The following is a 12,245-nucleotide window of genomic DNA, read 5'->3' on the forward strand; positions in this document are numbered from 1 at the left end:
AAAAGAAACAAATAGCATTTTTAAAATAATGTGGGAATAATATATTTGTGGCATTCTATGTCAAAACAAAGAATGCCACAAATCCAGAATTATACTCATCTAATTCAAGTCTATGTACAAACTTTTTGCGGCGGGCATTTTTACTTGTATGCTGGCAGGCCATATTGAGGCACAACAACTAACGCAGGATATTCAGTTAATCAGAAAAAACATTCCAAACACATTTACTCCTAATCGGGATGGTGTGAACGATTACTGGGAGATTAAAGGTTTATCGGAGTTTACCAATTGCAAAGTTCAGGTGTTCAATCAGTGGGGTTCCATAGTTTTTAGCTCCAATGGCTACACAAAACCCTGGGATGGCCGGCATAATGGGAATGTATTACCTACAGCCAGCTATTTTTATGTTATTCATTTCAACAACAACAAAGACAAACCTATTTCTGGATCTGTGACCATTGTTAAATAATCAGACTTCATGAACAAACTTATACTTCCTTTTATAGCTGTGCTTTGCCTGGCGGCAATGCCGGTACTGGCGCAGCAAAAGCCTCAGTTTTCGCAGTACACACTGAATAACTACCTGGCAAACCCTGCAATTTCAGGTATTGAAGATTATACTGATGTAAAATTTGGCACCAGACACCAGTGGAGCGGCCTCGAAGGTGCTCCGGTAACTTATTATACCACAGTGCACATGCCACTGAACAAAGACCTGACAGCTAAATATGGCAGCAGAAAGTTTAAGGACGTGCCAAAGGAAGCAACAACTAAAAGAGTGAATATGTACCGCAGGGTAAAAGCGCACCATGGAATTGGCGCCACCGCCATGACCACCAAAACAGGTGTGTTGAAGCGCAGCAGCCTGAACTTAAGCTATGCTTACCACCAGCCCCTTACACGCACATTGCGTTTTTCGGCTGGCGTGGCACCTGGTTTAATTCAATATAGCCTCGACCCAAGTAGAATTAGAGCTGTGAACATGAACGACCCGGCTCTGAACGACGGTCGTGCCAACGAAACTAAATTTGACCTGAACCTGGGTTTTTGGCTCTACTCTCCTATTTTTTATGTAGGCGTTTCCGGATCCCAATTGTTGCCGAGCCAGCGTGAGTACATGATTACCACCACCAGTGGTGCAGACCAATCGGGAGAATTGCAGCAGCATTATTATACCACAGCCGGTTACCGGTTTAATGTAGCACCTGGGCTGGCGGTTATACCTTCGGTGATGGTAAAAATGGCTACTCCAAGTCCCGCCTCTGTAGATGCTAACATGAAAGTAATGTATGCTGATCGTTTGTGGGCAGGTGTATCTTACCGGCACAACGAGGCGGTTGCCGCAATGGCAGGTATTAATATTAGCCCACTAATGGACCTTGCCTATTCTTACGACGCAGGAACCTCTCCTTTAAGAGGAGCTAACTCGGGTAGCCACGAAGTGGTGCTAGGTCTGAAATTGCGAAACGCTGCAAAAGTACTATGCCCTAATTGGGCCTGGTAGCATAGAAAACGTTTCCCTTTGGCAGTGATTATCTAACGGCTAACAGGACAGCTTATTATTTTCAGCAAAAAGGCGAGCCGTCCGGTTCGCTTTTTTCATTTGTACCATTAAATCAGCATAACCCCTCAATTATTCTAATGAAAAAGGCCTTCCAGAGAAAAATTAGTCTCTGGAAGGCCTAGGGCACAGCAGGTAGAAACATTGTTTTACATATTCCTTTTGTGCTTTAAATTTCTACTCAAAAAGCTTAGGCTATTTTTTCTGCTTTAAAGCCGGCTTTCTGCACTGTTTGCTGGATGTCTTCTGCAGTGAGTATATTAGTTTTTACTTCCAGCACTTTATCTGCGTTCTCTGTATCTACTTTCCATTCCTCTACTCCCTCTAGTTTTTGAAGATGAGGAGTTACGGCTCTAACACAGCTTCCGCAGTTTATAGTTGTTTTGAATTTGTAAGTTGTCATATTTAATTTATTTACTGTTAATCAAATTAATTATTATTTTACTCTTTCTTCAACCAAAGGCATTGTGCCTTACAGTTAAATTATTCTAATGAAAAAGGCCTTCCAGAGGCTATTTCTTAAAAACAAGGCAAAGCCTAAATCTGGTACTCCCTTCCCTGTTTATGCACTTATATTATCTGTTTTAGAGTAGGGCACAGCTATATTCGGCGTAGCCATCCAATTATTCTAATGAAATTACCCTTCAGGAGCTACATTCCGCCTTTTAGCATCCAGGGCTCTATTTCAGTTTTACAGATTTAAGACGCAGGCTGTTTCCTACCACCGATACTGAGCTTAAGGCCATTGCAGCACCAGCCAGCATGGGGTTCAGCAAAAATCCTGTAAAGGGGAACAACAACCCTGCTGCTACCGGAATACAAATAACATTATAAAAGAAAGCCCAGAAAAGATTCTGCCTGATTGTTCTGACCGTCGCCCGCGATAACTGAATGGCGGCAGCTACCTGATTCAGATCAGAGCGCATCAGAGTAATGCCAGCTACATCCATGGCAATGTCGGTTCCCTGTCCCATGGCCACACTAACATTGGCTAAGGCTAGTGCCTGCGCATCGTTTATACCATCACCGACCATGGCTACAGTCTTACCCTGCTGTTGCAACTGCTTCACGAAATCAGCTTTACCGGTTGGCAGCATCTCAGCCTGAATATGGTCAATATCTACTTGTTTTGCCACAGCCTCGGCAGTTTGGCGGTTGTCGCCGGTAAGCATGTATACGGCTACTCCTGCGTCTTTTAAAGCTCGGATGCCGGCGGCTGCCGTAGCTTTTATAGGGTCACTCACGGCAAAAACGGCAAGTGCTTTCTGGCTATCGCTAAAGAAAATAGCTGTTTTCGCCTCCTGCTGAAGCGCTCTGGCCGCCAGCACCAACTTATCTGACAGGCCTACTCCCTCCTGCCGCATCAGCTTTTCGTTACCTGCCAAGTAGCTGGTTTCTCCAAACCTGGCTTCAATGCCCAAACCTGTCAGGCTGTTAAACCATGTAGGTTCCTGCGTTTGCAACCCCAGCTCCTTGTAATGCATGTAAACCGCCTGAGCAACCGGGTGCTCCGACTGTGCCTCCATTGAATAAAATACCTGCTCAAGTTGGGTACGTTTTGCCGCTTCCTCAGCCCAAATTACATCCGTTACGGCAGGCTTGCCCATGGTAATGGTGCCAGTCTTATCCAGCACTACGGCGTTTACATGTTGCGCCCTTTCCAGACTTTCTGCATCTTTAATCAAAATGCCATTTTCGGCACCTCTTCCTACTCCCACCATAATTGCAGTTGGGGTGGCCAGGCCAAGAGCGCAGGGGCAGGCAATAACCAACACCGAGATCATAGAAACCAGTGCCTCCGACAAATACGCCTGCCCCCCCAGCAGCAGCCAAACTATCGGAGTAAGCAAGGCAAGAGCTAAAACAACCGGCACAAAAATTCCGGCAATCTTGTCGACTAGTTTCTGTACCGGAGCCTTACTTCCTTGTGCATCCTGCACCATCCGGATGATATAAGCCAGCATCGTCTCACTACCAGTTTTCCGGGCCACAAGCTGAAGGCTTCCTTTCTGGTTAATGGTACCGGCAAATACGCTATCTCCTTTCTGCTTTTGCACCGGCAGAGGCTCCCCGCTTAGCATGCTTTCTTCTACATAAGAAGATCCGGCTACCACTTCCCCATCTACCGGCACCCGATCACCGGGCAGCAGCAGCACCAGGTCCCCTGCGTGAACCTCCTCTACCGGCACCTCCTGCTCTACCTCGTTCCGCCTGATGCGAACCGTTTTGGGCTGCAGACCCATCAGCTTTTTAATAGCAGATGCGCTCCTTCCTTTTGCTCTTTCCTCCAGGTACTTTCCTAACAATATAAAGGCAATGATAACCGCTACAGCCTCGTAATAAACATGCGGCACCAGCCCCCTCGAACTAAAAAAAGAAGGATACACGGTGTTAAACACGCTGAACGCAAAAGCAATGCCCGTACTCAGCGCCACCAGGGTATCCATGTTCGCGCGCAGGTGTTTTGCCTGTTTATAGGCACCGGTATAAAAATGCCGACCTGCCCAAACCACAATAGGTGTGGTAAGCACGAGCATGGCCCAATTACCCCAGCCAAAGTATCCGTGGAAAAACATTCCTAAAATAAAAACAGGCAAGGCCAGTATGCCAGCTACTACTGTTTTCTGTTTTAGTCTGGTCAGCGCATCTTCTTGTCGCTGCTCCACGTCCTCGTTTGTCTGCTGCTCTATAAGCAGGTCGAAACCAATTTCCTGAACCGTTGCCTTAAGCTGCTCCGGCTTAACCACAGCTGGTGAAAAAGCAACCTGTACTGTTTTACCGGCAAAATTAACGTTTGCCTCCTGCACTCCTTCTTTTGCCCGCAGCATACTCTCTATACTTGAAGCGCATGAGGCACAGGTCATTCCCTCCACGGGAAAAGTTTTTTTCTCTACTTTTGTATCTATTATAGCTTCCATTTCGTCTCTTATTCATTACAACAAATTTATAATAGAACATGCCCCTGTTCGTTACAGTTTTACAGCTTTGATTTGCAAATTTTCCACAGTGCTCCGAGGACTAATGTTATAATTTATATTACTCGAAGAAGTTTCGTAACTTTAAGGCCGTATTTATTCCCCCGCCCTCTTTTCCTAAAAACAGACTTTGTAAAACATGCCTCCTGGTATGGCTTTGCCGTGTGCCTTCTACTAGCACTTGAAAAACTGAAAGACAAGCATATAGAAGAGAAGCAAGCTTTGAAGAAACAGGAAGTACACCTAAGTGGGATAACTCTATTGTATTCTGAAATGATGTAAAAGAGGATATCTTATTGATGTACAAACTCAATGGACTTTTATGGCTAGTAATAGCAACAGGATAGTTTATCCCTATGAATTTTAATAAAAATAGATTTAATATTATAAACCATAGTAGTCGTACCGTCAGGTATGTGGCCATTGCATTCTCGCTTGTGCTGGCCTTGCTCCTTACGGTAAGTACGCTTTCTTTTTTTGGTGCCCGGCAGGTAAAGTTTAATTATAACATCATTGTTTCTGATGCCATGCTCAAGCTGGAGCTCATAAACAACCTGCACGAAAACGAAGATGCGGTGTATGCGGCAGTAATAGGTTTTATCTCGACCCCTGACCTGCGCCTTAAATCGGTTTACGAGAAGCGGATAGAAGAGCGCAACCTGCGGAACGCCAGTACGATCGCGCAACTTCGAAAACTGTTGCAAAACGATGGTCGCCTTATTATTCTGGAAGAGTTTGTGAAGGAGCGAGATGCCTATACTGCGCATATTCAGAAAATACTTCAAATGAGCAAGCAGGCCCGGTACACCAAATCAGAGCTTCTAAGCGCTCACAACCTGGCGCCGGTTTCCCGGACGCACCAGCGCCTGCTGCACCAGCTCAACCACAGTATTCGTGAAACAACCAGGGTTAACTCCGATAAAACTGTTGCCAGCATCACCAACACCATCAGAAGCTTTAATGCGCTTCTGGTAATAGCGATGTTTTTAGCCATAGGCGCCGGCTCTATGATTCTGGTTACAATAAATCGGCTCCGGCGCGACAACCTGGTGCTTAAAAACGAAATACAGGAGCGACAACAACTGGAGCTGGCGCTTACCGAACACAAACGACAATACAAAAACCTGTTCGACTTTAACCCGGCCCCTTTGTGGGTATTTGATCAGGAGACAAGGCAGATTTTAGAGGTGAACGAGGCTGCTCTGCGGGAGTATGGCTACACTAGAGATGAGTTCCTGACGAAATCTATTGCAGATATCAGACCTGAAGAGGAGCTCGACTTACTTCAAAGCGAACTGGAAACTGCCGACCGCTGGGGCACTACGGTCGGTAGCGGGTTCCACAAACGTAAAGATGGCACACTCTTTACTGTTGAGACACGTTCTCATGCCTTACCTGTTATAGAGAACAGTCATCCGAGGTTAGTGGTAGCCATTAACGTAGAAGACCGCCAGCGTGCAATCCGGCAGCTGGAGAAAAATGAGCAGCAAATGCGTGAGGTAAGTTCCAGTATTCCAGGAGCTGTGTTCCAGTTTCAGATGGATGCGACCTACCATCTCACCATTACCTTTTTGAGTGAGGGTATACAGCGGCTCTATGGTATTAGCCCTGAAACGCTAGTTGCCAACACCAACCTGCTATTTAAACCAGTGCACCCCGACGACAGGTTCCGGGTACGCCGCACCACCTTAACCTCTTTTCAAAAATTAACACCTTGGGAGGTGGAGTATAGAATATGGGAGCCTGAAAGAAGCAAATGGAGATGGATAAGGGGCCATGGCTTACCTAGTCAGAAAAGCAAAGGCCTGATAACCTGGAACGGTACCCTAATAGATATCACCAAGCAGAAAGAAGCGCAGGAGCAGCTCGTAAACAGCGAAGCCAATTTGCGCGCTTTGCTCAATAGCTCCCCGCAAGCCATTTACTTGTTAGATGGGAATATGCAAGTGCTCTCTTTTAACAAAGTGGCCGCTACACAGGTAAAAACACATTTGCTAAAAGAATTAAAAGCTGGCCAGAATATCTCGGCCTTCATAGAAGAATCGACTGCTGAACCTTTAGTAGAGAACCACCGCAGGGCCATGCAGGGCCACACTATTATATATGAATCAGGAAGCGGTGACATTTGGCATGAAATTGCTTTCAGGCCTGTTCTCGGTCCAGATAATACGGCACTGGCAGTGGCCTTTAGCATCCTAGATATTTCTGAGCAGAAAAGAGCCATAGAAACGATCAAGCGAAGCGAACAGCAACTGGCGCGGGCGCAGCAGCTAGCCCACCTTGGCAACTGGGAGTATGATTTGAAACGCGACCTTTTGTACTGCTCTAACGGAGTGTATTCCATTTTTGGTTTAGACAAAGAAACATTCCAGCCCACCATCCAAAACTTCTCTGATTTAATACACCCGGAGGATAAAGACTGGATGCAGGCTGAACTGAGTGCCGCCATAGAAAACAAAACCATGCTCACAGGAGAGCATCGCATCATTCACCATGATGGTACAGAGCGACAAGTGATGGAAATTGCCGAAATCGTATACAACGAGGAGGAGGAACCAATTAAAATTTCTGGCTCCATACAAGATATTACTGAACGCAAAGAAACAGAGCGCAAGGCTACGGAAGCCCGAAACCTGCTGCAGTCTACCCTGGAAAATATTCCGGAGGTTATTTTTTCTACCGATGGTGAGTTACACATGACCTACGTGAGCCCGCAGTGTATGGAACTAACTGGCTTTAAAGAAAAGGACTTTCTGAGCAACAGCCACAAATGGCTCGAAATTACTCACCCCGACGACCAGGACATACTGTTGGAGCAAACGCTGCCCCTCCTGCAAGTCGGCCAGCGGCAGCATTGCGAAATTCGTATTACCAGCAGGAGCATGGAACAAAAATGGGTACTACTCAGGCTCTCGCCCTTACATGATGAGGCAGGCAAGCTGATACGGATTGATGGTTCAGCTTCTGACATGACACAATATAAAGCTGCAGAGGCTCGGCGAAACGAGCTTACAGAACAGTTGCTGAAGCAAAATCAAAACCTACAGCAGTTTGCCTATATTGTATCTCACAATTTACGAGCTCCTATCGCCAACATCTTGGGGCTCACATCTGTTTATAATAAGGCGCAACCCGATTCGCCAATTAACAGTAAGGTGATCGATAATCTTGTGAAATCGGCCAGCTCTTTAGACAGTGTTATACGCGACCTTAATGATATCCTGACCATTCGGAGCGAGATAAACAAAGTGCAGGAAAAAATTTCGTTCGATGGACTCTTAGAACAGGTTATGCACATATTAATGGAAGAAGTAGCTGTAATAGACATGCACCTGGAAGCCGATTTTGAAGAGGCCCCAGAGGTATATACCATCCGTAGTTTTATGCATAGCATTATGCTCAATCTGGTCGCTAATGCTATTAAGTACAAGTCACCAGACAGAAAACTATTGCTACAACTACGTACTTATAAAGTTCCTAATTATATTTGCCTTAGTATAAGCGATAATGGCTTAGGAATAGACCTGAAAAAAAACAAAGACAAAATTTTTGGTCTGTATAAACGATTTCATCATCATACAGAAGGAAAAGGCATTGGTCTGCACCTTGTAAAAACGCAGGCAGAATTGTTAGGTGGAGGCGTTGAAGTTGACAGCCAATCCGGAACCGGAACTACTTTTATTGTGTTTTTTAAAAATTATACTTAATTAATGAGAACTTTGAAAAAAGTGGTATTAGTAGACGATGATCAGGTGAATAATTTCGTTTGTGAAAGCATAATCAAAAATGAGAATTTTGCAGACGAGGTTATTAGTTTTGAGTGGGCTGAAGATGCACTAGCTTTTTTGAAGAATATAACTGAGAACGACATTTCTAACTTTCCTGAACTTATTTTCCTGGACATAAACATGCCAGGCATGGATGGTTGGTCTTTTATAGAAGAGTATCGAAAGCTTCCTGTAGAGGCTACTCGCCAGTGTAATTTGTTTATGCTGTCCTCCGCCGTCGATAGAAAAGATATTATCTCAGCCAAGAGCCACAAAGAAGTTAAAGATTTTTTTTCAAAACCGCTCTCCCCAGAAATCCTTGGTTTTATTAAGGAAGAGTTTATTGCGATTTAAACTTACCTGCTGATCCTGTAAAAGCCCTTCAATTTAATTTGAAGGGCTTCTTTTTTTGCTACAGTTTATTGATGCGCTATTGTTTTCTCCTCATCTACTACACTTACTGTGTCCATTTTCACCTGTTCTTCTTTTTCGAAACCATTCTTGAAAATGGCTTTCAAAATATACATTTTGAGCCGGTAAGGAATAAGCGGAATAAGGGAAAGAATAAACTTGTTTCCCCATCCTGGAATAATCACTCTCTTCTTTCTAAACAGGCCATCAATAGCTTTTTTTGCTACAACCTCCGGCGAGAGCGTAAGCATATTTGAGTTCTGACGCAGCAGCTCCTTGTTGCGTTTCTTTACCGCTTCGGTAGTAGTTGGGCCTGGGCAGAGGCAACTAACATGCACCCCATACTGGTCCAACTCGCTATGCAAGGCTTTAGAAAAAGTTAGTACGAAGCTTTTAGAAGCAGAATATACGCTTTTGTAAGGTATTGGAAGAAAGGAGACAAAGCTTCCAACGTTCATGATATAGGATTCGGCATGCTCTCGGAGCTTCGGCAAAAAGGTGCTCGTAAGCAATACCACCACTTCAGAATTAAGTCGAATAATATTAAGGTAAACAGAGGCGTCTGTAGAGGCAAAGGGGCTGTAATTGCCAATACCAGCATTATTGATTAGTACATTAATTTTAAGATTTTGGCTGCAGCACCACTCATACAGTTCTTGCACTGCATGTGGCTGCACCAGATTGAGTTCTACGGTCTTTACATCTATGCCATATCTTCGCTGCAAATTTTTGCCAACTTCCTGCAGCCCGGTAGCCGGAAGCGATACAAGTATCAGGTTCTGGTTTCTCTGGGCGCATTCTTCGGCAATCGCTCTTCCAATTCCTGCACTTGCACCAGTTACTAAAGTATATCTCTTCTCTTCAATCATTTTTTAAGATAATCTAATGTCATTTTCAATCCCTCTTTAAGGGGAGTGATCTTGTAATCAAGTTCTTGCATGGCTTTCTGGCTAGATACCCTCCCATGGTTCAGGTACTTTTTTAGCCATTTTGGCGTTAAGAGCGGTTTAGAATGAGTAACCCTTGCCGCTGTCACCAGGAGCTGACTCACTACCTGGAGTAAACCTGCAGGCACTTGGTATAAGGTATAGTGACGATTTGTTACTTGAGCAACCGAATCAAGGAATTCTTTATAGGAAACATTCTCTCCTCCAAGCAAATAGCTCTCTCCACTCCTGCCTAAGGTAAGGGCATTCAGGTGCGCCTGCACCACATCCCGGATGTAGCAATAGTTGCCAATGCTCTTGCCATCTCCAGGCAAAAATCGCCATTTTCCATTCACATACAAACTTATAAGCTTATTAACCGCATTGCTTTCGCTTTCTTTTCCGGGCCCATAGACCCTGGTAGGGTTCAGCACAATTACTGACAACCCCTCTCTGGTATAGCTTTTTACCAAATTTTCTGCCTCCGCTTTTGTGGCTTCATAGGCACTTGTAAATGCCACTCTTCTTTCTGTATTTTCTGTAACAGCTACTTCGGCCGATGGAGAAGGACCATACACGCCGGCTGTAGAAGTAAACACGAGCCGTTGCACGTTCATTTTAACAGCAGCATTTGCGATGTTTCTGGTGCCTTCTACATTTACTTTTTTGAAAATTGTTTCTTCTTCTGGCCAGAGCCTGGCGTAGGCTGCCAGGTGAAACACAGCGGTGCATTGCTCCATCCCTTGCTCTATTACCTTAACACTATCTAAATCGCCCTGCACCAGGCGAATACCGGCTTCCTGAAGTGCCAAGGCTTTTTCAGGGGACCGAACAAGCGCCACTACCTCATCTCCTCTATTTGCAAGGGCCAAAGCCAATTGCTCGCCCAAATAGCCAGTAGCACCTGTTATAAAAACCTTCATAAATTCTAAGCATGTATAAGCAGAGCAGAGGACTTTATTAAGCCTCTACCCATCAAATTATTCTAATGAAAAAAGCCTTCCTGAGCCTTTTAGAGTAGAAAAGACACATAAGTAACCTCTTGCCACAGGCAGACCAGCAGCATTAGCTTCATAAAGTACTATACCTAGTACTATTTTACGTAACCTGATCTATGGGTTTACGCAAAGACGAGGTATTGTTTTTAAATTCGGTGGGTGTAAGGCCGGTAATCTGCTTAAACTGGTTTGATAGGTGGGCTACACTGCTATACCCAAGGTGGTAGGCAATTTGACTCAAAGTCAGCTCATTGTAAAGCAACAATTCTTTTACCCGTTCTACTTTCTGAAGCACCACATAGCGGGCAATGGTGGTATTTTCTTCCGCAGAAAAAAGACTGCTGAGGTAATTGTAGTCTTTTCCTATGGATTCTTCCAGATAAGCCGAAATATTCGTATTCAATTCCTCGATCCGACCAGAGTGTATTAAATGGATGATGGCTAGCTTTATTTGCTCAACAGTTTCGGCCTTTTTGTCTTCCAGCAACTCAAAACCATTCTTGGCAAGAACCTGCCTTATTATTTGGAGCGTCTCGCCGTTAGGCTCCTGCGCTAGTTCAGCCTCTCCTAGTTTCACCTTCAGTACAGGCAATGCCAAGCCGTTTAACTCATCGGTTACGACTTTAATGCATCTCGGGCAAACCATGTTTCGGATGTGGAGGCTAAAGCTACTCATTTTATAGACTATGTTAATTCTCGAAGATACACATTGCCATTCGAATTCTGAAGACAAACGTGAGATAGCTTCACTTTTAAACAGTGTTCATCCGACAGGTGTTCCCAATGCTCCTTTACGATTGTACTGTACTAAAATTTAGACCAAGTAATCAGGCATACGAAACCATACCCAGTTCTTATTTATATACTATAACAAAAATCTGACTTAGGCAGTAGCAAATAAGGAACTAACGAAAGGCCACAATTGCACTGACTAAAATATAGCACAACTCCTGATTACCTGCTTTGATTACAACTGCACTATAGCACAAGGCAAGTTATTAATTCAAAACAGGCATAAACAGAAATTATATTAAGTCTTAGCAACAAAGAAAATAGCGCAGCGTACATGAAAAATATAAAGCAAATATAATTTTATCTATATAACGAAATTTACCATTACTTAAATTCAAAGGTTCTCTTCCACACTTAAAGAATGTTTATATGAAAAAATTATTACTATTATCCATTTTCATACTTTCAACTGCATCTGTTTCCTTTGCTCAGACTGGTCAAGTACGCCTCTCTCCTGAGGCCGAGAAAAAATGCTCTGAACTTACTCGGGCCATGAGCGAGACTTTGCAATTAAACGAGTTAGAATACATAAAAGTAAAAGCCCTAAACAGAGAGTTTTTCGCTAAAACAGCAGAAATTTTAGCTGCCTACAAATCCGATAAAGCTGCCCGCGAGCAGATGCTGCAAGATTTGGAAGGTAAGTTTGAAGATAATTTGAAAGCTCTTCTCACACCTATGCAGCTGCACGCCTATACGCATTATAAAAGCACGCAACAAGCTAGTATGGTGGCAGTGACTGAAGCCTATTAATTATTATAATAAAATTAACCTTCTGAGGAAGGGAATAACATCATAGCTTAAAGGTTAAAAAAGGC

10 protein-coding genes are annotated in these 12,245 nt (G+C 44.0%); 5 read left to right on the forward strand and 5 right to left on the reverse strand.

Going from position 1 to position 12,245, the window contains the following annotated elements; translation table 11 throughout:
• Nucleotides 1-112 precede the first annotated feature (112 nt).
• Entirely contained in the window at nucleotides 113-469 is a 357-nt protein-coding gene (locus ACMA1I_RS04020; RefSeq protein ID WP_337067000.1) for a gliding motility-associated C-terminal domain-containing protein, read from the forward strand.
• Between the two features lie 9 nt (nucleotides 470-478).
• Nucleotides 479-1,504 carry a type IX secretion system membrane protein PorP/SprF gene (locus ACMA1I_RS04025; RefSeq protein ID WP_337067001.1) on the forward strand — a complete coding sequence of 342 codons (1,026 nt, stop codon included), beginning with the start codon at nucleotides 479-481 and terminating at the stop codon, nucleotides 1,502-1,504.
• 247 nt (nucleotides 1,505-1,751) lie between these two features.
• On the opposite strand, the gene ACMA1I_RS04030 is transcribed toward ACMA1I_RS04025, so the two are convergent.
• Nucleotides 1,752-1,964 carry a heavy-metal-associated domain-containing protein gene (locus ACMA1I_RS04030; RefSeq protein ID WP_337067002.1) on the reverse strand — a complete coding sequence of 71 codons (213 nt, stop codon included), beginning with the start codon at nucleotides 1,962-1,964 and terminating at the stop codon, nucleotides 1,752-1,754.
• A gap of 277 nt (nucleotides 1,965-2,241) precedes the next feature.
• Entirely contained in the window at nucleotides 2,242-4,479 is a 2,238-nt protein-coding gene (locus ACMA1I_RS04035; protein ID WP_337067003.1) for a heavy metal translocating P-type ATPase, read from the reverse strand.
• A gap of 413 nt (nucleotides 4,480-4,892) precedes the next feature.
• Here ACMA1I_RS04035 and ACMA1I_RS04040 point away from each other — a divergent pair, with 413 nt between their 5' ends.
• Nucleotides 4,893-8,243 carry a PAS domain S-box protein gene (locus tag ACMA1I_RS04040; RefSeq protein ID WP_337067004.1) on the forward strand — a complete coding sequence of 1,117 codons (3,351 nt, stop codon included), beginning with the start codon at nucleotides 4,893-4,895 and terminating at the stop codon, nucleotides 8,241-8,243.
• A gap of 3 nt (nucleotides 8,244-8,246) precedes the next feature.
• Complete coding sequence (locus ACMA1I_RS04045) at nucleotides 8,247-8,657, forward strand: two-component system response regulator (protein ID WP_337067005.1); 411 nt, start codon at nucleotides 8,247-8,249, stop codon at nucleotides 8,655-8,657.
• Between the two features lie 65 nt (nucleotides 8,658-8,722).
• Here the strand turns inward: ACMA1I_RS04045 and ACMA1I_RS04050 are convergent, their stop codons facing one another.
• From ACMA1I_RS04050 to ACMA1I_RS04060, 3 genes are all read right to left on the reverse strand, one after another.
• Nucleotides 8,723-9,583, reverse strand: coding sequence for an SDR family oxidoreductase (locus ACMA1I_RS04050; protein ID WP_337067006.1), 861 nt, complete (start codon nucleotides 9,581-9,583; stop codon nucleotides 8,723-8,725).
• Nucleotides 9,580-10,563: an NAD-dependent epimerase/dehydratase family protein gene (locus tag ACMA1I_RS04055; RefSeq protein ID WP_337067007.1), complete on the reverse strand. Its 984-nt coding sequence runs from the start codon at nucleotides 10,561-10,563 to the stop codon at nucleotides 9,580-9,582. The genes ACMA1I_RS04050 and ACMA1I_RS04055 overlap by 4 nt, the downstream gene beginning before the upstream one ends.
• Before the next feature lie 175 nt (nucleotides 10,564-10,738).
• Entirely contained in the window at nucleotides 10,739-11,314 is a 576-nt protein-coding gene (locus tag ACMA1I_RS04060) for a helix-turn-helix domain-containing protein (RefSeq protein WP_337067008.1), read from the reverse strand.
• A 485-nt stretch (nucleotides 11,315-11,799) separates the two neighbouring features.
• Between ACMA1I_RS04060 and ACMA1I_RS04065 the strand changes: the two genes are divergently transcribed.
• On the forward strand, nucleotides 11,800-12,180 hold the full coding sequence (locus tag ACMA1I_RS04065; protein WP_337067009.1) for a hypothetical protein: 381 nt from the start codon (nucleotides 11,800-11,802) through the stop codon (nucleotides 12,178-12,180).
• Nucleotides 12,181-12,245: the final 65 nt, after the last annotated feature.

The organism is Pontibacter sp. 13R65 (assembly GCF_047525655.1).
Lineage (GTDB): Bacteria > Bacteroidota > Bacteroidia > Cytophagales > Hymenobacteraceae > Pontibacter.

Bases quoted from the DNA above. Each gene is read 5' to 3' on its own strand.
- ACMA1I_RS04035 (WP_337067003.1), bottom strand. From the start codon at position 4,479: ATGGAAGCTATAATAGATACAAAAGTAGAGAAAAAAACTTTTCCCGTG.
- ACMA1I_RS04030 (WP_337067002.1), bottom strand. From the start codon at position 1,964: ATGACAACTTACAAATTCAAAACAACTATAAACTGCGGAAGCTGTGTT.
- ACMA1I_RS04025 (WP_337067001.1), top strand. From the start codon at position 479: ATGAACAAACTTATACTTCCTTTTATAGCTGTGCTTTGCCTGGCGGCA.
- ACMA1I_RS04040 (WP_337067004.1), top strand. From the start codon at position 4,893: ATGAATTTTAATAAAAATAGATTTAATATTATAAACCATAGTAGTCGT.
- ACMA1I_RS04045 (WP_337067005.1), top strand. From the start codon at position 8,247: ATGAGAACTTTGAAAAAAGTGGTATTAGTAGACGATGATCAGGTGAAT.
- ACMA1I_RS04055 (WP_337067007.1), bottom strand. From the start codon at position 10,563: ATGAAGGTTTTTATAACAGGTGCTACTGGCTATTTGGGCGAGCAATTG.
- ACMA1I_RS04050 (WP_337067006.1), bottom strand. From the start codon at position 9,583: ATGATTGAAGAGAAGAGATATACTTTAGTAACTGGTGCAAGTGCAGGA.
- ACMA1I_RS04065 (WP_337067009.1), top strand. From the start codon at position 11,800: ATGAAAAAATTATTACTATTATCCATTTTCATACTTTCAACTGCATCT.
- ACMA1I_RS04060 (WP_337067008.1), bottom strand. From the start codon at position 11,314: ATGAGTAGCTTTAGCCTCCACATCCGAAACATGGTTTGCCCGAGATGC.
- ACMA1I_RS04020 (WP_337067000.1), top strand. From the start codon at position 113: ATGTACAAACTTTTTGCGGCGGGCATTTTTACTTGTATGCTGGCAGGC.